The organism is Terribacillus halophilus, assembly GCF_900162685.1.
GTDB classification, from domain to species: Bacteria; Bacillota; Bacilli; order Bacillales; family Amphibacillaceae; genus Terribacillus; species Terribacillus halophilus_A.
This window is the reverse complement of the sequence record NZ_LT727828.1, coordinates 1,042,308-1,068,979: the sequence shown is the minus strand read 5'-3', so window position 1 is coordinate 1,068,979 and position 26,672 is coordinate 1,042,308. Positions and strand designations below refer to the sequence as shown.

Sequence of the window (26,672 nt, the reverse complement as noted above, 5' to 3'; positions counted from 1 at the left end):
TCTCCTCTAGCTACTTTTTTTCTTTTTATTACGTCTGATAAACCAAATGACAAATAGAACGAACAATATTGCCAGCACAACAAGTACTACATCTTGGTAGTAGCCTAAATAGGTTTCCACTGTTGACCAAGACTCTCCAAGCCACATACCGAGCAATACTAATACTGTATTCCAAATGAGCGTACCTAATGTCGTGAATATTAAAAACAGTCCAAAATTCATGTTGGACATGCCGGCCGGAATGGAAATTAAACTCCGAATTACCGGAACGAAACGGCAAAGAAAAATTGTCCATACCCCATATTTATCGAACCAAGCATCCGCTTTATGTATGTCTTCTTTCTTAATTCGCAAAATATGTCCCCAGCGATCAACGATTTTCTCCAGACGTTCCACATCTAAGAGAAGCCCGATACCGTACAGGATGACAGCTCCAATTACCGCACCGATTGTCGCTGCAATAATGACACCAACTACTGTGGCACTAGTTGAAGTGGTTGTCAGGAAGCCGCCGAACAGCAGGATGATCTCAGACGGAATCGGCGGAAAAACGTTTTCGCCTGCCATCAGCAACACGATTGCCAAGTAACCGAATTGCTCCATAAACTGCGTTATCCAATTATCCATTTCACAACTCCAAACGTAAATTATTTTCCAAATCATTATAGCATTCTATGCACAAAGAAGTGGAATTATTTACGTATTATTAACATTCTAGCAGACTGTTGTTCACAGCTTAATAGAAACAAAGACTTAATTTCTATCCGCCTCTAGTCCTAATGCTGTATTGTCGCACCTTCTGCTGTGTCTGTGATATAGTCAATAAGAAGAAAATGATCACTTATAAGGGGGAATAAAATGAAAATCGTGACCATCGAGCCTACCCCGAGTCCTTACTCGATGAAGATTGTCGTAGACGAGATGCTGCCAATGAGCAAAAGTATGGATTACAAACATAATACCGTCTCAATTGATGATCCTGCCTATATACAAGCGCTGTTTCAAATTGATGGCGTGACAGGCATATATCGCGTAGCAGACTTTCTGGCTTTGGAGAGAAATCCAAAAACAGCTTGGGAAACGATACTTCCTTCTGTTAGGGAAGTATTTGGAGAGGAAAGTCAGGAGCTGGAATCAATAACAAGTGAGCCCGATTTGCATTATGGTCAGGTAGATGTGCATATACAGACAATTTACGGTGTACCAATGCAAATCAAGCTGCTTTTCGATGGGCAAGAAAAGCGAATCGGCCTTCCTGCACATTTCACCGAAGCTGCTATGAAAGCTGCTGGAGATGACAATATTGTTTTTGCCCGTAAATGGGAAGAGCAATATCCACGTTACGGCGAGCCTGACCAAGTTGGACAGGATATCTATGAGGAATTGCAGGCAAGCTATAGCTCGGAAAGACTGCAGGAGCTTGTGACACGTGCCCGTAACCCCCAAGCTCCGCCTCTCTCACGGCCTCAGCCGACAATGGCAATCTGGGAAGAGGATGATTGGCGTGTACGATACCGCGCACTGGATGCTCTTGTACCAGATATGAAACACCTAGCTTTTTTGGATAGAGCCTTACAAGATCCGAAAGCGTCTATCCGCAGACTTGCCACCGCATATCTTGGCATGATCGAGGATAAAGCTGTGCTTCCATTGCTTTACCGCGCTCTCCGCGATAAAGTTGTCACAGTTAGACGAACAGCAGGTGATTGTTTATCTGATTTGGGCTTTAAAGAAGCCATTCCAGCTATGGAAGCAACACTTGCTGATGCAAATCGAATTGTTCGTTGGCGCGGAGCCATGTTCCTTTATGAACTTGGCAATGCAGACAGTTTACCGATGCTTGAAAAAGCAGCCCGACAAGAAACGGAATTCGAAGTGAAACTGCAGCTCAACATGGCAATTGAACGAATTGCCGGCGGCGAGGAAGCAAAAGGCTCTGTCTGGAAACAGATGACAGAGGCCGCGAAACTAAAGGAGGAATAACGAATGAATGCATACGAAGAATACATGCGCGGAATTGTCCAGCCAATGCGGGATGAACTCACCCAAGCAGGCTTTCAGGAACTGACTACCGCGGGACAAGTCGAGGAATACACAGCTCAAGCGAAAGGCAGCACGCTCGTTGTCATCAACTCTGTCTGCGGATGTGCAGCAGGACTTGCTCGCCCGGCTGTTCGTGAATCATTGCAAAATGAGAAAAGACCAGACCATTTGGTCACTGTTTTTGCTGGACAAGATAAAGAAGCAACTGAGAAAATGCGTGAATACTTTACTGATCAGCCCCCTTCTTCTCCATCTGTTGCCTTGATGCAGGACGGCAAATTAGTTCATTTCGTTCCGCGTGAACAAATTGAAGGCTATGACGTAGAAGAGATCGTTGAGAATCTGACAACTGCCTATAATAAAAATTTGTAAAAAGAGCAGCTACAACAGTATAGCAGCCATTGAAAAGGCCGAACCATTCTGTGTTTTAATCCATAGAAATGTTCGGCCTTTTTTATATAAAAAAATAAGTGCGTTAGTCTGCTGCTTCATAAATACGGGCAGAGCCTCTTCTACTGAACAAATAATCTTCCTCTTAAACTAAATCATTCCTGTTTTATCATAATATCTTATTAGATATATTTGTTAAAAACGAGCCTCCCCCTGCCTTTTTTAATTAATTTTGTTATTTTAATATTGAAAGCCTTTTCAACCTTTGTTAAAATAAATATATCAAAGGAGGGGTACCAATGTGGAAAACAAACTTGATGATTAGCGGCAGCATAATAGGGTGCGCTCTGCTTACTTGGGTAGCTTCTTTATAAACTAATATGCAAACGATATCATATAGAAATACGGGCAAGGTGGCGAAAAGCTGCCTTGCCTTTTTTCAATCTATGATTCTACCGAGTTTATAATTATTATAATTAAGTATTGATTTCTAATAAAAAGATGTTATTATATAAATAGATTCACAAACTACTTAATTTCTGAGGTGATTTTTCTTGGCAGATAAAAGATTAACTACTAGCTGGGGAGCTCCAGTTGGAGATAACCAGAATTCATTAACCGCTGGATCTCGTGGACCGACACTGATTCAAGACGTACACCTACTTGAAAAACTAGCACACTTTAACCGGGAACGTGTTCCTGAACGTGTTGTACACGCGAAAGGTGCTGGCGCACACGGTTACTTCGAAGTCACTAATGATGTTTCTAAATATACAAAAGCAGCTTTTCTTTCTGAAGTTGGGAAGAAAACAGATATGTTTATTCGCTTCTCTACAGTAGCTGGTGAACTAGGTTCTGCTGATACAGTTCGTGACCCCCGTGGTTTCGCTGTTAAATTCTACACAGAAGAAGGAAACTATGATCTAGTTGGTAACAATACACCTGTATTCTTTATCCGCGACGCAATCAAGTTCCCTGATTTCATTCATACACAAAAAAGACATCCGCAAACACATTTGAAAAATCCAGATGCAGTATGGGATTTCTGGTCTCTTTCTCCTGAGAGCTTGCACCAAGTATCAATTCTTATGTCTGACCGCGGTATTCCGGCAACATTGCGTAATATGCATGGTTTCGGCTCTCATACATTCAAATGGGTTAACGAAAAAGGCGAAGGTTACTGGGTGAAGTATCACTTCAAAACACAGCAAGGCGTGAAAAACATGGATCCTGCTGTTGCGGCGAAGATTGCCGGTGAGCATCCTGACTACCATACAGAAGATCTTTTCAACGCAATTGAGAATGGCGATTTCCCAGAGTGGAAACTATACGTGCAAATCATGCCGTTGGAAGATGCGAACACATATCGCTTCGATCCATTCGACGTAACAAAAGTATGGTCACAAAAAGATTACCCGCTAATTGAAGTTGGCCGTATGGTATTGAACCGCAACCCAGAGAACTACTTTGCAGAAGTAGAACAAGCTACATTCTCCCCGGGAACACTTGTACCTGGTATTGATGTATCACCAGATAAAATGCTGCAAGGACGTTTGTTCGCTTACCATGACGCTCATCGTTATCGTGTAGGTGCTAACCACCAAGCACTTCCGATCAACCGTGCGCGTAATGAAGTAAACAACTACCAGCGCGATGGCCAAATGCGTTTTGACAACAATGGCGGCAGCGGCGTTTATTACGAGCCAAATAGCTTGAACGGGCCGAAAGAAGATCCAGCAAGCAAAATTGCACCATTTGAAGTTTCCGGCGAAGCAGATAGCGTTGGTTATGATGAAAACGACCATTACACGCAGCCAGGAGATTTGTACCGTCTTATGACAGATGATGAAAAAACACGTCTTGTACAAAACTTCGTTGATGCAATGAAACCTGTAACAAGAAAAGAAATACTTGAACGCGAAGTAGGTCATATCTACAAAGCGGACAAAGAATGGGGACAGCGCGTTGCTGATGGACTTGGTATCAGCATTCCGACTGTAACTGCCTAATTGAAAGAAGGTCAGGACATATTGTCCTGACCTTCTTTTTATGAAGAAACTAAAAGATTTGTTAATAGTTCTCCTATAAAGGGTAATAGAAGTGGAATGCTTTTTTAGCAGAAAGGAAGATGACCTATTTCACCTCTATTGCTAGCTGCCATATTCATTATAACTGCAGCGCTATCTGTATATGCTGCAATCCACCTTTCCACCCACGCCGATACAATCAGCCGAAAATCCAAAATGAATGGTTTTCTGACTGGTACTGTTCTGCTCGCTGTAGGTACTTCCTTACCAGAACTAACTGCAACTTTAAGCGCAGGTCTTATTGATAATCCGGATATAGCTGTCGGCAACGGACTTGGCAGTTTATTATTTAACTTATTTGTTTTGTTTCTATTCGATCTGCATTTTCGCAGCAAACGATTATTTTTGCAAGTAAGCAAACAGCATCTTTATACAGGTACGATTGCCTTAACGCTTTGTGTCGCTGCCATTGCTGCATTAGCCGTTACCCACAGCTATACCTTATTTAATGTCAGTATACCTAGCTTTATCATTGTTATTATTTACGTTGTTGGTATGTATATTACATCAAAGAAAAATATTGATACGGAACCAAACGAAGCACATGAAAAAAAAGAATCACTTTCTCAAGCAAAGTTCCGTTTCTTTTTATTCGCTGTTATGATTCTCATTGTCGGCAGTGTCTTAACTATCTCTGGTGATGCACTAGCCGCTTCTACTGGAATAAGCGCTACTATTGTCGGAAGTATCTTAATTGCAGCTGCGACTTCTCTGCCAGATGCAGTAAGCGTTTATACTGCACTGAAGCTGGGAAATAGCAATCTGGCCGTGGGAACAATCTTTGGAAGCAACTTATTCAATATTGCGGTTATCGCAATAGCCGATATCGTATATACAGAAGGAAGCATTTGGCAGGATACGGGCAACAATGTCATGGTTATCGCAATCATTGGCTTTGTTCTGACTGTTATTGCCATGTTAATTCTTACGCGTAAACGATCTCGCTCAACCCTTACCTATTCCTTGCCCAGCTTGCTGGTGGTTATCTGCTACGTTGGAACAATGGGATATTTAATCTTTGCAGGTTAATAAAAAGAGAAGCTCACAGAAGGAATGAAATCCATGAGCTTCTCTTTTTTATTTTTGTCCTGGTGTATCGCCAATAATCCGCACTTCACGCTGTAAACTAACACCAAACTTTTCTTTTACTGTTTTTTGTACATGACCAATCAAATTAATATAATCTGTCGCCGTACCATTATCCACATTCACCATAAAACCAGCATGCTTACCTGATACTTCTACTCCGCCAATACGCGTCAATTGCAGGTCGGCATCCATGATCAGTTTTCCAGCAAAATGACCAGGAGGTCGCTGGAAGACACTGCCGCAGGAAGGATATTCGAGCGGCTGCTTGGATTCACGTAAATACGTAAGCTCCTCCATTTTAGCTTTAATTGCAGTTTGCTCACCTTCAGTTAATAAGAAGGTTGCTTCGACAGCGATAAAGTTATTTTTTTGCAAAATACTTGTGCGATAGCTGAGCTCCAATTCGTCTCGCGTCATCACTTTTCGTTCACCTGCGTCCGTAATAACCACCACTTGCTCCAGCACATCTTTCACTTCCCCGCCGTAAGCACCTGCATTCATGTACAATGCACCGCCTACGGAACCTGGAATACCACAAGCAAATTCTAAACCAGTCAAACTGGCATCATGAGCAAATCTGCTGACGTTAATAATAGCTGCGCCAGACTGGGCTATTATTCGGTTCCCCTCCACTTTCACTTCATCTAGTCCTGTTAAAATCATGACCACTCCGCGTAATCCGCCATCTTGAATAATCACATTTGAGGCGTTTCCCAGAATCGTTAACGGTATGTTGTTTTCTTTTGTATAAGCAACAACTTTTTCTATTTCGGTATAGCTTTTTGGAAATACTAGTACATCTGCCTTACCGCCCACCTTGGTGTACGTGTAATCAGCAAGCGGGGCTTCAATCAAAACATCTTTCGCGTCTACAAGTTGCTTTATGTCTTTTTCCAATGTCATTACATTCATCGTTTAATCCCTCATAACTGTATTAAGCCGCTTCTATATGAGCGTGCCCTAACTTTTATTGTATACCACATTTCACATACGTGACAATGCTCTTATTTACCCGTTAGGCCAGACACCTATAGTTTATGCACTGCTTGCAGCAATGGATATGATTTAAAGCTTTGTACAATGACCAGTGATGACTTGATAATCTTCACCAATAAGCTGCCACACACGTGTATAAACGAAATCACCTTCGATTTTCGCTTCCCTCTCTTGCCCCTCTAAACGAATCTTAGAAATGGTTACCGCCCCGTCCTTCGTTGGTTTAACTTGCAGATCTGAACAAGAAACTTTCGTAAAACGTACAGCAAGTGTCCGATGTGCTTCTAAATCCATCTCTTTTGTTATATAGCTTCCTTCATGATTAACAAATACAAGGTCATCATGCAAAAGCGTATCCAATGCAAAGATATCACGTGTTTGCATCGCTTCTCGCAGCTCTTGCTCCAGCAATTCAATTTGGTTTTGATTATTCTCTTCTTCTGTTTGCACTGTCTCGTTTATCTCTTCAGCTTGCTCTATCTTTTCCGGAAGACGGAACGGTTCTTCCTGTCTCTGTTCAGGACCTTCTATTTTTACTATATGTGCTGTTGCAATATGTACATCCCCTATCACAACAAAAGCTTTGTTCATCATCCCTTGGTTGTTGGTGATTTGCTGTAAAATCTGCTCTTCCGATGCAACCGTATAAATCTTTTCTCCTGTTGTTAAAGTTATAACTGTTTGACTCATTATTTTGCACTCCATTCTTCGTTCCCTCACATAGAGGTCTAAACTGAAACTAAACGATTATCTAATTGTATCTTGATGTCTCTTGTTTAGAAAGCAAGACAGCTTGCTTTTGCAGATATGTGACAGCACATCAAAAATATTTTAGACAACGAAACAAACTTATAAGCAGATAAAGTATGAATTGCTGTTTTTCTTCATACTTTCATATGTGAGGAGGCAGAAAGATGTCTATTGGAGTTGTCTTACCCGTATACAATCAACAAGCTGCGTATGTCTATGAATGTATAGAAGCAGTGGAAAAGCAGGTTTATCGTGATTTTAAATTAATTATTGTTATTGATGGGGCCAATCAAGAAACTGTTGAAGCTGTTTACAAAGCTTCCAGTAGCTTAACGATACCTTACCGGATTATTCATCGAAAGAAAAATTTGGGTATCTCTTATTCCTTAAACGAAGGTTTCTCTTATTTAACAGATTGCCCATATCTTACATGGATCTCAATCGATAATCGGCAAAACCCTCTATTTCTGCTCACACTCAATAATCATATGAAACGCGCACCTGAAGATACTGTCCTGCTTTATTCTTACTACTGGCTAATCAACGAAGAAGGCCAGCGCTTTGCAGATGCAGAACAATGGTTACGGACCATGGAAACGCTGATGAATCGCAATAAAGAAGAAATAATGTCTATCTGTTTTATAGGCGCTTCTTTTCTATTTCGGCAATCAGCTTATAAAAAAGCGGGCGGATATGATTTGGATTATGGTGTCGTGTCCGATTACGAGTTTTGGATTCGACTGCTTGAACTAGGTGAAATTAAATTAATACGCGACCCTTTGATGGAATACAGAGTAAATGGTGCTTTGTCACTCACAACCATTACAGGTCCGCAAGGGTTATATTTGCAAAGTATGAACGCCAGCCTCGATCACCGCAAAAAAAGACAGGATATTCCTGATGTTACCATATTAATTACAGCACGAAATCAGGGTGCTTATATTAAAAAATGCTTAAACAGTGTACTGGCACAAACCCACTCCAATTTTCATATCGTCGCCGTTGATATTGGTTCCACAGATGACACGCTGCAGAAAATAACAAGTGTGAATGATCCGCGCATTATACCGCTTCATATAAAAAACGGTACGAAAGCAGAGGCTTTGAATGTCGGTTTACGATACGCGCTTGGAAAATATGTACTCGAACTAGATGGAGATGACTGGCTGGATGAAAAAGCAGTTGAAATGCTGCTGGACACGTTCGGAAAGTTGGATAAATCCTATGGCTTACTATATGCCAACAGAAGAACCTGGTACGATAATCCGTCATCAGGGTTACAGGAAGGGGAGGTTTTAAGCGGACCAGATTATACGGATAAGTATCACGTGCTAAGCGAAGTACAATGCCCTAGTCCGCGTATGTACCGTAAGTCTGCTCTAGATAAACTAGGAGGATGGCAGGAAGAAATAAATGGTGAAAACTTACTAAAGGCAGCAGATTATATGATGTTCTGCCGCATGGCCGATTCATTTAAAATCCATTGGCTCAATTCCACACTATATCATGAAAGATTATACGATGATGATACTGATAAGATCTTACTCAGTAGTCAGATTCGAGCTGTCGTTCAGTATATGCTTCAATCATGGGACAATGTAAGCATTCCGGAGTTTAAAACAGAAGGAGATACTATTACCAGAATCTATCTTCGCTAAGTGAGGAGCAGCATATGAAAGTAGCATTTATATTAGGAACTCGTCCAGAAGGAATTAAGCTTGCCCCTATTATTAGCAAACTTAAAGAAGAACAAGATGTCACTTCACTTGTTATTCACACAGGACAACATACCGAGCTGCTGGATGACGTTTTAAGAATCTTTTCCATCCAGCCAGATTATCAACTGTCACTCATGAAATCAAATCAATCAGCTGAACAAGTAATAGCTGCCGCAATCCCTGTCCTCTCTGACACATTAAAAGCAGAAAAACCAGATCTAATAGCTGTCGTAGGTGATACAGCCACTACATTTGCCGCTGCCTTTGCTGCGTTTCATCTTCAGATACCTGTCATGCATATAGAAGCTGGATTACGTACGTATAATCCGTACACACCATTTCCCGAAGAGATGTATCGGCAACTTGTAACCCGAATTGCTGCAGTCCATTTCGCTCCAACCGAACAAAACAAACAAAACCTGCTTCAGGAAAGAATAGAAGCAAGCAACATACACGTAGTCGGCAATCCAGTTATTGATGCACTTTTCTACATACAAAAGCACACCTCCTCCTCTTTAAAGGATCTGGAGCATGTGATTAACGCAGAGCGGAAGCTCATACTTTTGACTACACATCGAAGAGAGAACATGAAAAGCATGCGGTATATTTACGAAGCAATAAATGAGATGATCAACCGTTATGAAGACGTAGAAGTGATTTTCCCCGTACACCCTAACCCAAATGTAAGAAATCAAGTGCACTCCTTTTTACACGCTCACAGCCGCTTACACATCATTGACCCAGTAGATTACGCTTCCTTCATCCATCTGTATAAACACGCCTACTTGGTCATTACCGACTCAGGCGGCATACAGGAAGAAGCACCCGCTTTCGATGTGCCAGTTATCGTAATACGTTCTTCTACGGAAAGAACGGAAGGTGTAGAAGCCGGAACACTACTCCTGGCAGGTACAGAAAAACAAACAATCATGAAAGCGATAGATACGTTACTAATGGATGAATCCTACTACCAACGCACGGCCGCGGCTGCAAATCCATATGGCGATGGCAGAACTAGTGAACGCATTGTAAAGTGGCTGAAGAGATACAAAATATGAATTAAGAGGAAGCCTTGTTACACTATGCAAGGCTCTTTATTACTTACACAAGGATTCAGAGTAAGCAGCAAAGGGAACGGTTAGAATAAGTGCTATAACACGGGAGGTGTACAAGGTGAGTAATGAAACAAGAGAATACCGAACCGGACAAGGCGTACCGCAAACAGGCGTTTATACTTGCCAGTCAGGCGAAAGAGTTGAAATAAAAGCAAATGAAGTATTCCCAGTTTGCCCAACAAAAGGCGAAGAGACAACGTGGAAACAGGAAGAAGCATAAAAATAAACCTGGGATAAAACAAGATTAAATCATCCTAAAAGCGAACGATTCATACATGCCTACTTTTTTAATACAGTCCTCCGACGGCTGCTGACTCTCTAACTCTTGCTGTTAACGTTGGACAAGAATAGCTCTTGAAGTAAGACACCGACAAGAAAATCGCTATCTTTTTCGAGGAGTCTACGTATTCGAGTGAAGGTTTCCTATCACACAAATCAGCGTAGGAAATACACGGAGACTCCCGCGGGAGGAAGGCTAGGGGAGACCCCCGCAGTGCGTTTTTTTGCACAAGGAGGCTCCCCAGCCGCCCGCAGGAAAGCGGAGTGTATTTCCGAAGCGATGCTCTCACTTTCGTTTCAGATGCAAAAAAATCCAAACAACGCTGTTGTTAATTGCAGTATTGTTTGGATTCTTTGTTTTTATCTCTATTACAGCGTAACAATAATCGGACCATCTTTAGTAAGGATAAGCGTATGTTCTATTTGCGCTACATAGCTTTTTTCTGTCGCATACGTCCAGTCGTCATCTTTTTGGTAAACTTCTTCTTCCAATGTCGAAATAAACGGTTCGAACGCGATAACCATGCCATCCTTTAATAACTCATCATCAAATGTTTCTTTAAAATTATAAATATGATCAGGGGCTTCATGGATTGTACGACCAATGCCGTGACCTGTAAGGTTTTTTATAACAGTTAAATCATGCTGTCTTGCTGTTTGGAATACTGCTCTTCCGATTCCGCTTTTTTTGGACCCTGGTTTAGCTTTCTGAAGGCCTGCTTCAAATGCTTTTTTTGCAACGTCGCATACTTTCGTTTTCATTTCGTCTCCTTCGCCTACTACAAAAGAGATCCCTGTATCTGCAAAATAGCCATTTTTAGACCCAGAAACATCTACATTAACTAAATCTCCTTCAGCGATAACGCGCTTCCCAGGAATACCATGCGCTACTTCATCATTCACACTAATACAAGTATAACCTGGGAAATCATATTCACTTTTTGGAGCTGAAACTGCTCCTTCTTTCTCAAAAAGCTCTCCAGCTATATCATCAAGTTCTTCCGTCGTTATACCAGGAACGGTTCTTTGTACCAATTCATCTCTAATAGAAGCAACAATTTTACCAATTTCCTTCAAACCATTAAAATCTTCTTCTGTTTTTGCAATCATTTGCTCTACCTCACTATTCTTTAACCTGTTTTACATTACACCTTAATCAAAGTCTTTCTGCATTAGCAGAACTTAAATCGACTTCAAAAGAAACAAAAAAGCTTTGAAACACTATAATCAGCATTTCAAAGCCTTGTTTTCCATCCAATATGTAAGGATGGAGACGGTGGGAGTCGAACCCACGTCCAGAGATATCGGCACTCAGGCATCTACGTGTGTAGTCGATATATTATATTTCGCGCACGCTTCGGCCTAACGACAGGCTTTCAGCGAGGCTAGCTTGATTGTCTTCTTCCGATTACCCGCAAGCCGAGGATAATGGCGTAGCCCACTTTAAGTTGAGACCCTCAAATCTGCCACATGGGCGATAGCAGCAAGGATCCTCTAGTACTACTTACGCAGCTGCTAGAGAGTAGTTGTTGTTTGTTTTGCCAGTTATATTTAGGCGTAACGTTTTACGAGCCGTAACCTCGACACGCAGCCTGAGCTCGACCTACCCCTGTCGAATCCGTAACGTCCCCATGATAATGGGGGCTACAGGAAGTAACCCGTTCACTTAGGATTTAATCAAATCCCAGACAACTTCCATTATAGCATCTTTGCAGGAAATTGCAAGCTTATTAATCGCGTTCCCGCATTGCGCGGTCAACATCACGTTTCATCTGCTTCTTCTTCAAGTCTTCCCGCTTATCGTATTTCTTCTTCCCTTTTCCGACACCAAGTAAAATCTTCGCAAAACCATCTTTAATGTACATTTTTATTGGTACGAGCGAATAGCCTTGCTGCTGTGTTTGTCCAATCAATTTATCAATCTGCTTACGATGCAGCAGCAGTTTCCGAGTACGAGTCGGATCATGATTGAAACGGTTGCCTTGTTCATAAGGCGAAATATGCATGTTAATGATTTTCACTTCACCGCGGTCAATTCGCGCGAAGCTATCTTTTAGGTTCACCCGGCCAGCCCGGATTGATTTAATTTCAGTTCCTTGTAAGACAATGCCTGCTTCGAGTGTTTCTTCAATAGCATAATCGAAATTGGCTTTCTTATTCTGTGCAAGTACTTTACCATGTCCTTTAGCCATAGACGCTTCCTCCTAACTACGTGCTTTATTTTATCAGAAACTGTATGATAATCCTAACGATTCCTATACTAAAACGGGTATACATATAGTGCGATTCGATTGATAGGAGTGTACATAAATGACTGCAATTAGACAATTAACAATGAATGACTACCAGGAAGTGCTCGATATGCAGACCGGTATCGATGACGATTATGTTATTCGTCTCTTCCCGCAACTGCTAGAGAATCCGGCGCAAACTTTATACGGCTTGGAGACAGAAGGAAAACTGGCTGCTGTAGCGGGCGTCGTTCGAATGCCAAACGGCAATGGTATTCTTGGCAGATTGCGCAGTGATATACGTTACCAATCCAAAGGAAACGCTACTGCGCTACTGCAGAGAATAATAGCTGATTGTGAGCAAGATCCTAACATGCATTGGGTTGGCGCGATTACCCAAAAATCCAATAAGCCCGCACAGCGTGTGCTGGATAAGCTCGGTTTGCAGCTGGCTGATCAGTTTATCAGTTTAATAATGGAATCGCCTGACATGACGCTTGCAGCGGGAACACAGCCATGGCAGCAAATCATGGAGAACGACGCTAAACGTGATGCAATTGAACAAGCTGTTATGGAAACACAACGTTCTTTTTATCCATATGAAGCGTACTTTCCGATTCCATTCGCTTCTGCGGTTTTAGAGGATGATTATCTGGAACAGCTCGCTGTATTCCAAGATCCAAATTCCAGTAAAATGATGGCGTTACAAGAAGATTATAAAGGCAGAGATCTTGCGCAAATTCAGTATTTTTGGCCCGATTTATTTGAACAGGACGGCCTATGGGCTGCAGTATTCGATTATATAGACATGTCAGACAAGCCATTCACACCTCAAGTAGATGTGTCCCCTGAAACGGTTTCCAGCATGCCTGATGCTTTTAAATCTAGCTTTATCGCTAATGATGACCCTTGGCTGATTTACGGCATATCCATTTGATAACAAACGCCCCGGCAGTCTTTGCCGGGGCGTTCTTGTTATGGTCGTTTTCTTGTGTTGCGTTTCTTGCTTTTCTTACCTTTTGCAGGCGGCTTCCGTTTGCCTTTATTTTTCGGCGGACGATGGTCACCTGGTTTATTTTTCTTTTCAGCTTTAATAATGGTAGGGCGATCTCGATTTTCTCGCGGCTTACGAGGTTTCATGCCAACTACTTCGAAATCAATTACGCGCTCTTCGATGTTGACCTTCACTACTCGTACGGTTATTTCATCCCCAATACGGAACTGGTTGCCTGTCCGCTCGCCGACCATGGCATAACGGCGGTCATCGAAGTGATAAAAGTCATCCGTCAGATAGCTAACGTGTACAAGGCCTTCAATTGTGTTTGGCAGCTCAACGAATAGACCGAAACCTGTTACAGAGCTGATTACACCGTCGAACTCTTCCCCAATCTTGTCTTGCATATATTCTGCTTTCTTCAGATCATCTGTTTCCCGCTCGGCATCTACAGCCGCGCGTTCTCGTTCGGAAGACTGTCGAGCAATTTCCGGCATCCGGTCTTTCCAATGATCTTGTGTCTTTTTATCCAGTTGTTCCTTCACAGCATATGTGCGAATTAAACGATGCACAATCAAATCCGGATAACGACGGATTGGCGATGTAAAGTGCGTATAGAATTTTGTTGCTAACCCAAAATGCCCCAAGCCTTGCGGGTCATACTTCGCTTGCTGCATCGAGCGCAACATCAGACGATTGATAATCATTTCTTCTTGCGTACCTCTGACACGCTCCACAATCTTCTGTAATGTTTGCGGATGAATATCTGCAGAAGATCCTCTCACTGTATAGCCAAGGCTTGTAATGAATTCGAAGAAATGCTGCAATTTATCCGGGTCCGGATCTTGGTGCACCCGATGGATAAACGGCACGTCCAGCCAATGGAAATGCTCTGCTACCGTTTCATTGGCAGCAAGCATGAACTCTTCAATAAGCTTCTCAGCGACAGAACGCTCGCGAAGCACAACATCCATTGCTTTGCCTTCCTCATCTACAGCTACACGCGCTTCTGGGAAATCAAAGTCGATTGCGCCCCGGTCCATTCGTTTGTTACGAAGGATTGCAGCTAAATCTTCCATATGGTGGAACATTGGAACGAGTGTTTCATAACGGGATTTCAATTCCTGGTCATCTTCAAGCAAGATTCTGTTCACATCACCGTATGTCATTCGCTCATTTGTTTTGATCACACTTTGGTAAATCTCATGCTCCACGACTTCCCCTTGCGGTGTAATCTGCATATCACAAGTAAGTGTCAGACGATCAACTTGTGGGTTTAAGGAACAAATGCCGTTAGAGAGCCTATGCGGAATCATTGGAATTACCCGGTCAACAAGATAAACACTCGTCGCACGTTCCAATGCTTCCTCATCAATTGGCGAACCTTCTTCTACATAATAAGATACATCAGCAATAGATACGACTAAACGATAATTGCCGTTCTCCAGCTTACTAACCGCAACCGCATCATCCAAGTCTTTCGCGTCCGCACCATCAATCGTTACGGTCATCATATCCCGCAAATCCCGACGGTTTTCTATTTCACTAGGATCAATTGTTTCTGGTGTATTTGCTGCTTGTTCTAAAACTTCTGGCGGAAACTCAGTTGTGATGCCATGTTTATGAATGATAGAGAGAATATCAATACCCGGATCATTTTTATGACCAAGTATTTGAATAACTTCTCCTTCTGCACTCATACGGCCTTCTGGATACTTCGTGATACGGACAATAACTTTGTGGCCATCTGTCGCACCGCCTGAGGAACCGCGCGGAATGAAGATATCATTTGGGATTCGTTTGTCATCCGCGATGAGAAAGCCAAATCGGCCATTATCTTCATATGTACCGACAACTTCCGCAACTGCACGCTCCAGAATACGAACGACTTTACCCTCACGGCGCTGTCCGCCTTCCGCTTGGTTCTCTACTCGTACAAGTACAACATCTTTGTTCATAGCAGATTGTAAATCAGAATAGTGGATATAAACATCGTCCACTCCCTCTTCATCTGGGATGAGGAAAGCAAAACCTTTTGCATGCATCTGAATCTTACCTCGTACTAAGTTCAGCTTTTCCGGAAGACCGAAGCGATTGCTTCTCGTGCGGACAAGCTGTCCCTCTGCTTCCAATTCATTCAATCCTTTAACAAGCACAGTGAATTCACTTGCTTCATCAAGCGCCAACTGCTGCTCGATTTCTTCTACAGTCATTGGTTTTTCTGCGTTATCTTTCAAATAAGCTAATATCTTCTGTTTTAGTTCGTCCATTTCTGCTTCACCTTCTTTTCGGCTTTTTCTATCTAGTATGGACTATTCCCAGTCAAGCGATTCGAGAAACTGATACACATCTTCGTGCAGCTGTTCCTTTTCTTTCCCCATCGTAATAACGTGAGCGGAGTTCTCATACCATTTAATTTCTTTTTGATCGGACTCAGCTTGGTCATAAATATAAGTCGCACTGTCTGTATTAATCATCTCATCTTCGGTTGCCTGGACAACGAAGAGCGGTGCATAAATTTCATCTACATGCTTGCTCACGTCTGTGATGAATGCTCCGAGGCGCTGGAACATATCAGCAGTGGCTGGCGCCTCCATTAATTCTGCTAATTCTTGTTCAATTGCTTGGTTATCTTTTCCTTGGAATTGTTTGTATTGCCGCGCATACAGCTTGAAGCCTTTGTTAAGCTGTGTTTCATTATCGAAGAACATTGGCGAACACATCGTGACAACACCTCTTACAGGGTAAGAATACGCAAGCTTCAAACTGAGCACACCACCGAGTGACAACCCGGCAACAGCTATCTTCTCATATCCCTTATCTTTTAGAGATTGAAAAGCAGCCTGTACATCTTCCCACCATTCATCTGAATTGGAAGCGACTATGTCATCAGGCGACTTGCCGTGTCCGCGATAGATTGGCGCATGAGCTGTATAGCCTTTGCTGGAAAGAAAACGCCCCATCATTCGCACGTCTGCCGAATGGCCTGTGAAGCCATGCAGCAATAAGACGGCACGATCTCCTTTTCCTTCAAAAGTAAACGGTTCTGGCTGTTTCATTGTTACCATATGTATCTCCCCTGTTTCTTAAGCTTTTTCTATAGTAGATTCCTACATTAGTTTTCCCTTTTGCAATAATAAATAATCCCTCACCACAGGAGTTGTGACGAGGGATGTAGTTGGCTATTCGATTATTGCAAGACGTACGCCAATAAGAACGTCAATACAAATAGAATGACTCCAGTAATGATTGTTGCACGGTGAAGGAATAAATCCAGGCCGCGTGCTTTCTGTTTTCCGAACAATTGCTCAGCTCCGCCGGAAATCGCTCCGGACAAGCCTGCACTCTTACCAGATTGTAAAAGAACTAGCGCGACTAGCGCAATCGCATCGATTATTAATAGAACTACTAAAGCTGTCTGCATCCCAACACCTCCTAAACGGCAAATACCTACGTCAACTTTAGCATATGCGTCAGATAATTGGCAAGATGTTCTTGTTTATACGACAAGTTCTTACAATATATTGAACGATTTTTGCGAAATATGAATTTTTATGATGTTTTTTGAACTTTTCTGGTTGCAAGTTGAAACCGTTTCCTTTATATTAGAAATTAGTTCAGGAGGAGGTTGTGAAAATGCTTACACCTGAGCGGCAGGAATTAATCCTGCAGATGTTGCAAGAACAGCGAAATGTGTCCATACCGGAGTTTTCAGAAGCAGCAAATGCCTCTGTTTCAACCATACGCCGGGACTTGATTGAGCTGGAAAAGAAACAGCTCCTGACTCGAGTCCACGGCGGCGCGACAATTACTTCCTCTCTAAGCTATGAAATGAGCTATACAGAGAAAGAAACGCACAACAAAACAGGCAAACAAGAAATTGCTGCCTTCGCTGCCAGCCTCGTTGGCGAGAACGATTGCATCTTTCTTGATGCTGGAACGACAGCAAATGCCATGATTCCTTACTTAACCGGCAAAAATGTAACCGTCGTCACAAATGGCCTCACGCATTTAGAGGCACTATACGAAAAAGATCTCACGGTGTATGTAACCGGTGGTTTAGTAAAGGATAAGACGAGAACTCTGATCGGAAGAGGCGCTCTAGCAGCACTTTCGCAATATCGGTTCGATAAATGCTTTCTAGGTACAAATGGCGTGCATATGCATAATGGGTACACGACACCAGATCCAGAAGAAGCATCCATTAAGCGACAAGCTATGCTCCGCTCAAATGAAACATTTATATTGGCCGACAGCAGCAAACTTGGTCAGACAACTTTTGCCCATATAGCAGATTTGTCTGAAGCCACGCTTATCGTTGACTCTATTAACGCAAAGCTGCAGGCAGCATACGAGAAACTTACTTCATTAAAGGTTGTGGACTCATGAATTACACATGTACGCTGAATCCATCCATCGATTACATTATGCATGTCGATGCATTTCGGGCAGGAGATTTAAACCGGGCCACGAATACAGCTTATTTCGCAGGCGGAAAAGGCATTAATGTCTCTCGTTTGCTAAATCAATTGGATGTAGAAACGACAGCTTTAGGATATCTTGGCGGCTTTACCGGTACCTTTATTCGAGAAACACTGGAAAGTGCCGGTATCAACCATCAGTTTATTGAAATAAATGAACCAACACGAGTAAATGTAAAACTCAAATCAGGAGAAGAATCTGAAATAAACGGACCAGGCCCTTCAATTACGACTGAACAGCTTGCTTTGCTGCTTGAACAGATCAGGAGTCTCGGAACAGATGATGTGCTTGTAGCCGCAGGAAATGCACCAAGTTCTGTCCCAGCAGATATATATGCTCGAATGGCCGACATTTGCGAAAAGAACGGCACAAGATTTATTGCCGATACTTCAAGTGCAGCACTCCAAGACTTGATTGGTAAACGTATGTTTCTAGTTAAGCCGAATCACCATGAGTTAGGTGAACTGTTCGATACAACCATTTCTTCTATTGAAGATATTGTCAGCTATGCAAGAAAGCTTCACGAAACAGGCATTGAAAACGTCATCGTCTCGATGGGCGGTGAAGGTGCAATCTTTGTGAACAAGTATCATGCTTGGAAAGCAGAGACGCCAAAAGGCACTGTAAAGAACTCTGTCGGTGCCGGTGATAGTATGGTGGCAGGATTCTTAGCTGCTTATGAAAAGACAAATGATTACGAGCAAGCCTTCACGTATGCAGTTGCTGCAGGAAGTGCTACAGCATTCAGTGATGACCTTGGCGAACAGCAAGATATAGAGAAACTAGTCAGCCAAGTCAGACTTACATCTATCTAAGAGGATAAGAGGGGGTTTCAACCATGCGTATTACTGAACTATTAACAAAAGACACAATTATCTTGCAGCTTCAGTCACAAACGAAAGCAGACGTTATTGAAGAGCTTGTTTCCAAGCTTGACGAAGCAGGCAAATTGAACGATAAAACAGGATTTAAAGAGGCTATCCTTGCTCGAGAAGCACAATCGACAACTGGCATCGGTGAAGGAATCGCCATTCCGCACGGTAAATCAGCAGCAGTTACAACTCCTGCTATCGCATTTGGCCGTTCGAAAGAAGGATTGGATTACGAAGCACTTGACGGACAGCCATCTCACCTATTCTTCATGATCGCAGCATCTGAAGGAGCAAATCAGACTCATCTAGAGACACTATCCCGTCTTTCTTCCTTCTTAATGGATAGTACTTTCCGTTCCAATATTGAAAACGCGGAAACAGAAGAAGAAATTATGACCATTATTGACGCGAAGGAAAAAGAAGAACTTGGTGAAGAAGAAGAACAAGAAAACCAAGCAGTAGAATTGGCACAGGATGCTCCAGGCACGCAAGGCAAAGTGCTTGCCATTACAGCCTGCCCTACAGGTATCGCTCATACATTCATGGCTGCTGATAAACTGAAGCAAACAGCTGCTGAAATGAATGTTCCAATCAAAGTACAAACAAACGGCGCTGGCGGTATTAAAAACCGGTTAACAGATGAAGATATCAAGGAAGCGTCTGCTATCATCGTCGCAGCGGATGTCAATGTTGATCTTAGTCCATTTGAGGGTAAACATGTTTTGCAGGTTCCTGTAGGCCGCGCATTAAAAATACCTCAGGAACTAATTGAAAAAGCAGTTGCACAAGATGCTCCAGTTCATCACAATAACGGACGCAGCTCAGAAGCTGCCGCAGAAGGCGGACAAAAGCAAGAACAACGTTCCGGATTCTATAAGCACATTATGAATGGTGTTTCCAACATGCTGCCATTCGTTGTCGGCGGTGGTATCCTGATTGCCCTTGGTATTCTATTCGGTGAATTGTTCCCTGGCAGCGCCTTCGCAGAAATGCTGAGCGAAATTGGCAGCAGCCAAGCGTTCTTCCTGATTGTTCCTGTCCTATCTGGTTTCATTGCAAGCAGTATTGCCGATAAACCTGGTTTCGCACCTGGTGCTATTGGCGGTTTAATCGCTGTAACATATGGATCTGGCGATGCAACAAGTTCCGGTTTCCTTGGCGGTTTAATTGCCGGCTTCCTGGCTGGTTATGTAACACTTGGTATTAAAAAAGCTCTTTCTGGTCTTCCAGCAGTGTTGGAAGGTTTGAAAACTATTCTTTTCTTCCCTGTATTAAGTATTTTCATTACAGGTATGATCATGCTGTTGATCAACCCGTCTCTAACGCAAGTATATGTTGGACTTTCTACCTTCTTGGAGAATCTTGGCGGTGCAAACTTAGTACTTGTAGGTATTGTGCTTGGTGCGATGATGGCAATTGATATGGGTGGACCAATTAATAAAGCGGCCTACACTTTCGGTATCGCAATGCTGGATGCCGGCAACTTGGAATTCATGGCAGCGGTAATGGCCGGCGGTATGGTTCCGCCAATCGGTTTGGCTATTGCAACAAGTATTTTCCGTAACAAATTTACAAAACAAGAACGCGAAACTGGTAAGACAGCTTATGTTCTTGGGGCTTTCTTCATCTCTGAAGGCGTTATCCCATTCGCTGCAGCAGATCCTTTACGTGTTATTCCTGCAACTGCTATCGGTGCTGCCGTAGCCGGCGGACTGTCTGCATTCTTTGAAATCGGATTGAACGCACCGCATGGCGGTATTATTTCTGCAAGTTTGGTTGATGGAAATCCATTGCTTTACTTCCTTTCCATCATAATCGGTGCTTTTGTCACAGCTATTATTGTAGGACTGTTGAAAAAAGACCTAAGAAAAGTATAAAATAAGATAGAATGAAAGCATTCACAAAAATTAGAATGAAAGCATTCACATAACACACTACTTTGGAGGTAATTAACATGGCAGAAAAAACAATGACTATTACAGATGAGACTGGCGTACACGCTCGTCCAGCAACAATCTTGGTAAATAAAGCAGGTGGCTTCAAATCTGATATCCAGCTTGCATATAACGGTAAAAGCGTTAACCTTAAATCTATTATGGGTGTTATGAGCCTTGGAATTCCACAAGGTGCTGAAATCACAATCACTGCTGAAGGTGACGATGCTGATGAAGCAGTAAACACAATTGCGGAAACAATTAAAAGCGAAGGCTTAGGAGAATAACTCCAATGAGCATGATAAACGGAATCGCAGCTTCAAATGGTATTGCAATTGCAAAAGCATACCATTTGGCTGTACCAGACCTCTCTTTCGAAAAGACGACAGTTGCGAATGCAGAAGAAGAGATCAGCCGTTTGGATGCTGCCCTAGATATCAGCAAGCAAGAGCTGGAGAAAATCCGTGAGAATGCTCGTGTGTCACTTGGCGACGAGCATGCCGAGATTTTCTCGGCTCATTTGCTTGTCCTGGCAGATCCAGAACTGGTTAATCCGATCAAAGATAACATCCGCAACAATAATCTCAATGCAGAAGCTGCTCTTGACGAGACAGCGACAATGTTCATCGACATGTTCCGCAGCATGGATAATGAATATATGAAAGAACGCGCAGCTGACATCCAAGATGTTACCAAGCGTGTGTTGGCACATTTACTTCAGGCGTCATTCCCTGACCCAGCACTTATAGATGAAGAAGTTATCATTATTGCAGAGGATCTTACACCTTCTGATACAGCGCAATTAAACAAGCAATTTGTGAAAGGGTTTACAACCGATATCGGCGGCCGTACTTCTCACTCCGCTATTATGGCTCGATCTCTTGAGATTCCAGCTGTAGTCGGTACAAAATCAATCACTAGCTCTGCTGCTCAAGATAGCATGATTATCGTCGACGGTATAGAAGGTACTGTTATCATCGATCCTACAGAAGACGAGCTATCTGCATACAGAGCAAAACAAGAAGCTTTCGAACAGCAAAAGCAAGAATGGGCGAAGCTGAAAGATGAACCTACTGTCACAACGGACAACGTGCATGTAGAGCTTGTAGCAAATATCGGTACACCAGAAGATGTTACCGGCGTCCTGAACAATGGCGGCGAAGGTGTTGGCCTTTACCGTACCGAATTTCTTTATATGGGCAAGAGCGAGCTTCCTAGCGAAGACGAACAGTTCGAGTCTTATAAAGCAGTTCTTGAACAAATGGGCGACAAACCTGTTGTCGTTCGTACATTGGATATCGGCGGCGATAAAGAGCTCAGCTACTTGCAGCTTCCGAAAGAACTGAACCCGTTCCTAGGCTTCCGCGCAATCCGCCTATGCCTGGAGCGCGATGATATCTTCCGCGTACAGCTTCGTGCTCTCTTGCGTGCAAGCGTATACGGTAATCTGAAAATTATGTTCCCGATGATTGCTACATTGGAGGAATTCCGCCAAGCAAAAGCAATTCTTCTTGAAGAAAAAGACAAGCTTACAGCTGACGGCGTATCTGTTTCTGATGCAATTGAAATCGGTATCATGGTGGAAATCCCTTCTACTGCAGTTGCTGCAAAACAATTCGCAAAAGAAGTTGATTTCTTCAGTGTTGGTACAAATGATTTGATTCAATACACAATGGCAGCAGACCGCATGAACGAACGCGTAAGCTATCTTTACCAGCCGTACCACCCAGCAATCCTTAACCTGGTGCATAACGTTATTGAAGCAGCGCACGCAGAAGGCAAATGGGCAGGCATGTGCGGCGAAATGGCTGGCGATGAAATTGCGATCCCACTTCTTCTCGGCCTAGGCCTTGATGAATTCAGCATGAGCGCAACGAGCATCCTTCCAGCAAGAACACAAATCACAAAGCTATCTAAAGCAGACATGCAGCAGCTAAGCCAAGAAGCATTGACGCTAAGCACAGCTGATGATGTAGAACAGCTAGTCCGTCAAAGAACAGGACAGTAAAAAAACAGCTCTCCAGTATGGGAGAGCTGTTTTTTCCTTATTTACTTTTCTTATCCAGCATCTGACGAATTTCGTTCATATCTTTTTCTGATAAAGCATCATCTTCAATAAACTGAACTAACATGGATTTCATTGTTCCACCATAGATTCGTTTAAGAAAAGACTTGGCTTCAGCACGCTGACATTCGTCCTCCGCATATAGTGGATAGAAGGTGTATACTCGCTGTTCTTTATTTACACCAACAACCTTTTTTTTCATAAGTCGATCCAGCAGTGTACGAATTGTCTTCGGCTTCCAATCTGCTTTGCCCTGAAGAGCAGATACAACCTCATTCGCGGTCCTCGGAGAATTCTCCCAAAGAATTTTCATTATTTCCCACTCTGATTCGGCTATATTAGGTACTTCTTTTGCCATCATCAACACTCTCTCTTATTTATAAATCTGTTTCTCTTCCAGTATTTTCAATGTAATTTTAGCGGCGTTACTACCAGTTGCATTTCCATTTCTCAGGTTCATTGCAAAATAATAAGTGTCTGATTTTGTTTCTACAAAACCAATAAACCATCCATTCAATGCCTTCCCATTAACAATACCCGTTCCCGTTTTCCCATAAAGAACAGCATCACCCTTTTTCTCTAACATCATAGAAGCTTTGACTGCTTTCCTGTAAGCAGGCTTCACGCCTAATCTATTCTGGTTAAAGTCACGCAATAATTCTACTTGTTCAAATGGAGATATCTTTAATGATGATTCTAGCCAGAAGTTTTTCGCAGATGTATCTATGTTTCCATAATGGTATTTCTCTAGCATATCTTGTATAGTCTTTTTCCCAACCTGTTGATCCAGATAATGAAAGTACCACGTTACTGAATTCTTCATTGCAGATTGCAAATTTTGATTTTGATTCCATGTCTTATACGCATAATTGCTTCCGTTCCATTCTACGTCCGTAGCAGTTGGCTGGATAACACCTGCTTCCAGAGCTATTAAAGCACTAAATATCTTATACGTTGAATTAGGAGAAACTCTTTGCATGCTCTGTTTCTTATTGTGTATATAATATTTATCAGCCTTCATACTATACAAAACAAAGGTACTGCGCTCGCTGTTAAAAAATCTGTTCAAATCTTCTTCTGCTACGTTTTTCCCATCAATATTATACTGCTCATCTGTAGAAGATGCTGCCCTAAATACAGGAATTTGTGAAGCTATAACAATGCCTAAGACTATAAATATGACTACACTCTTCCAAATGAGATTTTTTGCATATTGAATTCCACAGGTTATATGTAATATTCGTTTCTTCAAGTGGCGTTTTGAACTTCTAATTGAATTAATTATTTGGTCGGGCTGTGGCTGCTTTAATCTTTCTGCATAGTGCAATATAGTCCTGCCATAATCTAAATTCTTCTCTTCCCTATTTCCCAAGGAACGCATAACAGCCGCATCACAAGCAATCTCACGGTCTAATCGCATTTCCTTCAGCGCATACCATACAAACGGATTGAACCAATGTAATACAGTTGCAAATAAAAAGAAATAATTCCAGTGCACATGTCGGCTTTTATAATGATGTAATTCATGAAGCGTAACATTTCTGATATTTGTTAATGAACTTCCTTTTTCAGTTGCTGCCGGAAGAATCAGATATGTATTAAAAAAACCACAAATAAATGGTGAAGTAACTGCAGCAGACTGCTTTAGCTTAATTTTTTTCCGGATGGAGAGCTGCGTTTTGCATGTTAGAAAAATCTCATTTATTTCTTTATCATGAACGGGATTTGCTCGATTTATTAAGAGCATTAGTCTTAACTGTGTTATTAAAACCACAATTATACCGATAACAACCCCAGTTATCCAGACAGCATTCGTCAGCTCATCTAATAGAGGGATATTTATACGTGCAACCGAAGTGCTAAAGTTATTCATCCACCCAGTCTGATGAGTATCAGTTGAAACTGAATTACTTACAATATTCATCTTGTGACCATGATGAATTGATAAAGGGTACTTCATTCTAATTTGCTTAAATGGAAAGAAAGGCAGCATCAGAGTTCCTAGCAGAAAAAACCATAAATAATATCGCCAAGCCGGTGCTAATTGTCCAGCCAGAAAACGTCTGATTAATAGAATAATACCTATGGTTGCAGAAGATAAAATCATCACTAGCAGCAGTTCAGCAAAAGTCACTCTCTCTTCCCCCTACCAATCTATTCTATTGCATTTTACAATTGACAGCTTTAGATTACAAGTGTAATATTGATTACACTTGTAATCTTATATAGGAAGGGGTTTACTTGTGAAAACTTTAAGCTACATAGCGAGTGCATTTTTCATCTTTTGTATTCTGGCTGGTTGTTCCAGCAGCTCCAGATTTGAAGATGTATCAATGACAGCTACTCAAGCTCCAGCAGTAAATACAGACGCATTTAGCCAATTGGAAGAAACCTATGATGCACGCCTTGGCATTTTTGCAATTGATACGGGATCCGGGGAAACAATAGCTTACCGAGAAGATGAACGATTTGGTTTTGCTTCCACTCATAAAGCTTTATCAGTAGGTGTTTTATTGCTACAAAATTCTGTTGAGAATCTTAATAAAAAAATCTCAATTACAAGCGATGACCTTGTCAACTACAATCCGATTACTGAAAAAAACGTGAATACGCAAATGACGCTAAAAGAGTTAAGTGAAGCTTCTATTAGTTATAGCGATAATGCAGCTGCAAATTTAATCTTTGCTGAAATAGGTGGGCCTAAAGGATTTGAACAAGGATTACGAGCTGTCGGCGACCAGGTAACAGACTCTTCAAGAATCGAGCCAGAATTAAATCATGTAAAGCCTAATCAAATTCAAGATACTAGCACACCAAAAGCTATGACAGAAAGCTTGCGAGCTTTTACGTTAGAAGATCACCTATCGTCTGAAAAACGACAACTACTAATCAAGTGGTTAAAAGGCAATACAACTGGTGACACCCTGATTCGAGCTGGTGTACCTGCAGATTGGGAAGTCGGTGACAAATCCGGTGCTGGATCCAATGGTATTCGAAACGATATTGCCATTCTATGGCCACCTGACAAAGAACCAATTGTATTGTCTATTATGTCCAGTCGTGATAAAGCAGGAGAAGAATACGATGATAGTTTGATTTCCAAAGCAACTGAAGAAGTTATCACGCTGCTTTCTGAGAATGAATAAATAATTCGTTTTGTTCTTCGAGTCTAATTCTTGAGACGCCCGAATATTTCTGTTGAGCTATACTTTAAAAATCCAAACAGTACTGCATATAATAGCAGTATCGTTTGGATTCTTTACAGCGAAACTTATTTCTAATGCACTGGCAAATTTGTGTTATAGGAAAGCTACACTAGAGCAACAAGCAAACGGAAACCTCTCGAAAAATCACTACTTATTCTTCGTGTAATGTTACATGTCGAAGCATTTTTCATACATCATTTACCAATCCGCCAAAGTATGGCAAACTAAAACCATTGCTGGAAATCATAACTTTAAAAGTTGCTTCTTCTTTCGGCTAATCTGTTGCAAACAAAAACTTTGCCGCAGAGTTATTTATCTAAGTTAATATAGTAAAGGTCGCGGGGTGAGCACCATATCCGCAATTATAATCGTTTTCGGTTCGGTAGCAGCCTGCACAACGATTCCGAAAAATCTGAAGTTC

24 protein-coding genes and 1 other RNA gene are annotated in these 26,672 nt (G+C 42.0%); 14 read left to right on the top strand and 11 right to left on the bottom strand.

What is annotated here, in order from left to right:
- Positions 1 to 6 precede the first annotated feature (6 nt).
- Positions 7 to 627: a DedA family protein gene (locus B1K52_RS09840; protein WP_077307745.1), complete on the bottom strand. Its 621-nt coding sequence runs from the start codon at positions 625 to 627 to the stop codon at positions 7 to 9.
- A 231-nt stretch (positions 628 to 858) separates the two neighbouring features.
- Here B1K52_RS09840 and B1K52_RS09835 point away from each other — a divergent pair, with 231 nt between their 5' ends.
- The 4 genes from B1K52_RS09835 to B1K52_RS09820 all read left to right on the top strand — a co-directional run bounded on the left by B1K52_RS09835 (position 859) and on the right by B1K52_RS09820 (position 5,549).
- On the top strand, positions 859 to 1,983 hold the full coding sequence (locus tag B1K52_RS09835; protein ID WP_077307743.1) for a conserved virulence factor C family protein: 1,125 nt from the start codon (positions 859 to 861) through the stop codon (positions 1,981 to 1,983).
- A 3-nt stretch (positions 1,984 to 1,986) separates the two neighbouring features.
- Positions 1,987 to 2,415, top strand: a complete 429-nt coding sequence (locus B1K52_RS09830) for a BrxA/BrxB family bacilliredoxin (RefSeq protein ID WP_077307741.1) — start codon at positions 1,987 to 1,989, stop codon at positions 2,413 to 2,415.
- Positions 2,416 to 2,987: 572 nt separating this feature from the next.
- A complete protein-coding gene (gene katA, locus B1K52_RS09825; protein ID WP_077307739.1) occupies positions 2,988 to 4,442 on the top strand; it encodes a catalase KatA in 1,455 nt (484 codons plus the stop codon).
- 138 nt (positions 4,443 to 4,580) lie between these two features.
- Positions 4,581 to 5,549, top strand: coding sequence for a sodium:calcium antiporter (locus B1K52_RS09820; RefSeq protein WP_077307737.1), 969 nt, complete (start codon positions 4,581 to 4,583; stop codon positions 5,547 to 5,549).
- 48 nt (positions 5,550 to 5,597) lie between these two features.
- Here the strand turns inward: B1K52_RS09820 and murB are convergent, their stop codons facing one another.
- Together murB and B1K52_RS09810 are read right to left on the bottom strand one after the other, a co-directional pair.
- On the bottom strand, positions 5,598 to 6,521 hold the full coding sequence (gene murB, locus B1K52_RS09815; RefSeq protein ID WP_077307735.1) for a UDP-N-acetylmuramate dehydrogenase: 924 nt from the start codon (positions 6,519 to 6,521) through the stop codon (positions 5,598 to 5,600).
- Between the two features lie 153 nt (positions 6,522 to 6,674).
- Complete coding sequence (locus tag B1K52_RS09810) at positions 6,675 to 7,295, bottom strand: nuclear transport factor 2 family protein (RefSeq protein WP_179106521.1); 621 nt, start codon at positions 7,293 to 7,295, stop codon at positions 6,675 to 6,677.
- A gap of 224 nt (positions 7,296 to 7,519) precedes the next feature.
- Between B1K52_RS09810 and B1K52_RS09805 the strand changes: the two genes are divergently transcribed.
- The 3 genes from B1K52_RS09805 (at position 7,520) to B1K52_RS17950 (ending at position 10,408) form a co-directional block, all read left to right on the top strand.
- Complete coding sequence (locus B1K52_RS09805; protein ID WP_077307731.1) at positions 7,520 to 9,013, top strand: glycosyltransferase family 2 protein; 1,494 nt, start codon at positions 7,520 to 7,522, stop codon at positions 9,011 to 9,013.
- A gap of 14 nt (positions 9,014 to 9,027) precedes the next feature.
- Positions 9,028 to 10,131 (top strand): non-hydrolyzing UDP-N-acetylglucosamine 2-epimerase, encoded by a 1,104-nt coding sequence (wecB, locus tag B1K52_RS09800; RefSeq protein WP_077307729.1) that lies wholly within the window; start codon positions 9,028 to 9,030, stop codon positions 10,129 to 10,131.
- A gap of 115 nt (positions 10,132 to 10,246) precedes the next feature.
- The gene (locus B1K52_RS17950; protein ID WP_179106520.1) at positions 10,247 to 10,408 is read left to right on the top strand and encodes a hypothetical protein; all 162 of its coding nucleotides are present in this window, start codon (positions 10,247 to 10,249) and stop codon (positions 10,406 to 10,408) included.
- A 428-nt stretch (positions 10,409 to 10,836) separates the two neighbouring features.
- Here B1K52_RS17950 and map read toward each other — a convergent pair whose 3' ends face one another.
- From map to smpB, 3 genes are all read right to left on the bottom strand, one after another.
- A complete protein-coding gene (map, locus tag B1K52_RS09795; RefSeq protein ID WP_077307727.1) occupies positions 10,837 to 11,577 on the bottom strand; it encodes a type I methionyl aminopeptidase in 741 nt (246 codons plus the stop codon).
- Positions 11,578 to 11,732: 155 nt separating this feature from the next.
- Positions 11,733 to 12,098, bottom strand: a transfer-messenger RNA (tmRNA) gene (ssrA, locus tag B1K52_RS09790).
- A 99-nt stretch (positions 12,099 to 12,197) separates the two neighbouring features.
- Positions 12,198 to 12,659, bottom strand: a complete 462-nt coding sequence (gene smpB, locus B1K52_RS09785; RefSeq protein ID WP_077307725.1) for an SsrA-binding protein SmpB — start codon at positions 12,657 to 12,659, stop codon at positions 12,198 to 12,200.
- A 118-nt stretch (positions 12,660 to 12,777) separates the two neighbouring features.
- Here smpB and B1K52_RS09780 point away from each other — a divergent pair, with 118 nt between their 5' ends.
- On the top strand, positions 12,778 to 13,635 hold the full coding sequence (locus B1K52_RS09780) for a GNAT family N-acetyltransferase (RefSeq protein ID WP_077307723.1): 858 nt from the start codon (positions 12,778 to 12,780) through the stop codon (positions 13,633 to 13,635).
- A gap of 38 nt (positions 13,636 to 13,673) precedes the next feature.
- Here B1K52_RS09780 and rnr read toward each other — a convergent pair whose 3' ends face one another.
- The 3 genes from rnr to secG all read right to left on the bottom strand — a co-directional run bounded on the left by rnr (position 13,674) and on the right by secG (position 17,116).
- Positions 13,674 to 15,962: a ribonuclease R gene (rnr, locus tag B1K52_RS09775; RefSeq protein WP_077307721.1), complete on the bottom strand. Its 2,289-nt coding sequence runs from the start codon at positions 15,960 to 15,962 to the stop codon at positions 13,674 to 13,676.
- A 42-nt stretch (positions 15,963 to 16,004) separates the two neighbouring features.
- Complete coding sequence (locus B1K52_RS09770; RefSeq protein ID WP_077307719.1) at positions 16,005 to 16,760, bottom strand: alpha/beta hydrolase; 756 nt, start codon at positions 16,758 to 16,760, stop codon at positions 16,005 to 16,007.
- 122 nt (positions 16,761 to 16,882) lie between these two features.
- The gene (gene secG, locus B1K52_RS09765) at positions 16,883 to 17,116 is read right to left on the bottom strand and encodes a preprotein translocase subunit SecG (RefSeq protein WP_077307717.1); all 234 of its coding nucleotides are present in this window, start codon (positions 17,114 to 17,116) and stop codon (positions 16,883 to 16,885) included.
- A 212-nt stretch (positions 17,117 to 17,328) separates the two neighbouring features.
- Here secG and B1K52_RS09760 point away from each other — a divergent pair, with 212 nt between their 5' ends.
- The 5 genes from B1K52_RS09760 (at position 17,329) to ptsP (ending at position 22,988) form a co-directional block, all read left to right on the top strand.
- The gene (locus B1K52_RS09760; protein ID WP_077307715.1) at positions 17,329 to 18,081 is read left to right on the top strand and encodes a DeoR/GlpR family DNA-binding transcription regulator; all 753 of its coding nucleotides are present in this window, start codon (positions 17,329 to 17,331) and stop codon (positions 18,079 to 18,081) included.
- Positions 18,078 to 18,989 (top strand): 1-phosphofructokinase, encoded by a 912-nt coding sequence (gene pfkB / locus B1K52_RS09755; protein WP_077307713.1) that lies wholly within the window; start codon positions 18,078 to 18,080, stop codon positions 18,987 to 18,989. The genes B1K52_RS09760 and pfkB overlap by 4 nt, the downstream gene beginning before the upstream one ends.
- A gap of 23 nt (positions 18,990 to 19,012) precedes the next feature.
- Positions 19,013 to 20,923 (top strand): PTS fructose transporter subunit IIABC, encoded by a 1,911-nt coding sequence (locus B1K52_RS09750; protein ID WP_077307711.1) that lies wholly within the window; start codon positions 19,013 to 19,015, stop codon positions 20,921 to 20,923.
- A gap of 77 nt (positions 20,924 to 21,000) precedes the next feature.
- On the top strand, positions 21,001 to 21,267 hold the full coding sequence (locus B1K52_RS09745) for a phosphocarrier protein HPr (protein WP_077307709.1): 267 nt from the start codon (positions 21,001 to 21,003) through the stop codon (positions 21,265 to 21,267).
- A gap of 5 nt (positions 21,268 to 21,272) precedes the next feature.
- Positions 21,273 to 22,988 (top strand): phosphoenolpyruvate--protein phosphotransferase, encoded by a 1,716-nt coding sequence (ptsP, locus tag B1K52_RS09740; RefSeq protein WP_077307707.1) that lies wholly within the window; start codon positions 21,273 to 21,275, stop codon positions 22,986 to 22,988.
- A gap of 37 nt (positions 22,989 to 23,025) precedes the next feature.
- Here ptsP and blaI read toward each other — a convergent pair whose 3' ends face one another.
- On the bottom strand, positions 23,026 to 23,403 hold the full coding sequence (gene blaI, locus B1K52_RS09735) for a penicillinase repressor BlaI (protein ID WP_077310565.1): 378 nt from the start codon (positions 23,401 to 23,403) through the stop codon (positions 23,026 to 23,028).
- Positions 23,404 to 23,418: 15 nt separating this feature from the next.
- The gene (locus B1K52_RS09730) at positions 23,419 to 25,179 is read right to left on the bottom strand and encodes a BlaR1 family beta-lactam sensor/signal transducer (protein ID WP_077307705.1); all 1,761 of its coding nucleotides are present in this window, start codon (positions 25,177 to 25,179) and stop codon (positions 23,419 to 23,421) included.
- A gap of 109 nt (positions 25,180 to 25,288) precedes the next feature.
- Between B1K52_RS09730 and bla the strand changes: the two genes are divergently transcribed.
- On the top strand, positions 25,289 to 26,191 hold the full coding sequence (bla, locus tag B1K52_RS09725; protein ID WP_256855890.1) for a class A beta-lactamase: 903 nt from the start codon (positions 25,289 to 25,291) through the stop codon (positions 26,189 to 26,191).
- Positions 26,192 to 26,672: the final 481 nt, after the last annotated feature.

Coding starts and splice junctions, on each gene's coding strand:
- B1K52_RS09840 (WP_077307745.1), bottom strand. CDS start 627: ATGGATAATTGGATAACGCAGTTTATGGAGCAATTCGGTTACTTGGCA.
- B1K52_RS09835 (WP_077307743.1), top strand. CDS start 859: ATGAAAATCGTGACCATCGAGCCTACCCCGAGTCCTTACTCGATGAAG.
- B1K52_RS09830 (WP_077307741.1), top strand. CDS start 1,987: ATGAATGCATACGAAGAATACATGCGCGGAATTGTCCAGCCAATGCGG.
- murB (WP_077307735.1), bottom strand. CDS start 6,521: ATGAATGTAATGACATTGGAAAAAGACATAAAGCAACTTGTAGACGCG.
- B1K52_RS09810 (WP_179106521.1), bottom strand. CDS start 7,295: ATGAGTCAAACAGTTATAACTTTAACAACAGGAGAAAAGATTTATACG.
- B1K52_RS09805 (WP_077307731.1), top strand. CDS start 7,520: ATGTCTATTGGAGTTGTCTTACCCGTATACAATCAACAAGCTGCGTAT.
- wecB (WP_077307729.1), top strand. CDS start 9,028: ATGAAAGTAGCATTTATATTAGGAACTCGTCCAGAAGGAATTAAGCTT.
- map (WP_077307727.1), bottom strand. CDS start 11,577: ATGATTGCAAAAACAGAAGAAGATTTTAATGGTTTGAAGGAAATTGGT.
- smpB (WP_077307725.1), bottom strand. CDS start 12,659: ATGGCTAAAGGACATGGTAAAGTACTTGCACAGAATAAGAAAGCCAAT.
- B1K52_RS09780 (WP_077307723.1), top strand. CDS start 12,778: ATGACTGCAATTAGACAATTAACAATGAATGACTACCAGGAAGTGCTC.
- rnr (WP_077307721.1), bottom strand. CDS start 15,962: ATGGACGAACTAAAACAGAAGATATTAGCTTATTTGAAAGATAACGCA.
- B1K52_RS09770 (WP_077307719.1), bottom strand. CDS start 16,760: ATGGTAACAATGAAACAGCCAGAACCGTTTACTTTTGAAGGAAAAGGA.
- secG (WP_077307717.1), bottom strand. CDS start 17,116: ATGCAGACAGCTTTAGTAGTTCTATTAATAATCGATGCGATTGCGCTA.
- B1K52_RS09760 (WP_077307715.1), top strand. CDS start 17,329: ATGCTTACACCTGAGCGGCAGGAATTAATCCTGCAGATGTTGCAAGAA.
- pfkB (WP_077307713.1), top strand. CDS start 18,078: ATGAATTACACATGTACGCTGAATCCATCCATCGATTACATTATGCAT.
- B1K52_RS09750 (WP_077307711.1), top strand. CDS start 19,013: ATGCGTATTACTGAACTATTAACAAAAGACACAATTATCTTGCAGCTT.
- B1K52_RS09745 (WP_077307709.1), top strand. CDS start 21,001: ATGGCAGAAAAAACAATGACTATTACAGATGAGACTGGCGTACACGCT.
- ptsP (WP_077307707.1), top strand. CDS start 21,273: ATGAGCATGATAAACGGAATCGCAGCTTCAAATGGTATTGCAATTGCA.
- blaI (WP_077310565.1), bottom strand. CDS start 23,403: ATGGCAAAAGAAGTACCTAATATAGCCGAATCAGAGTGGGAAATAATG.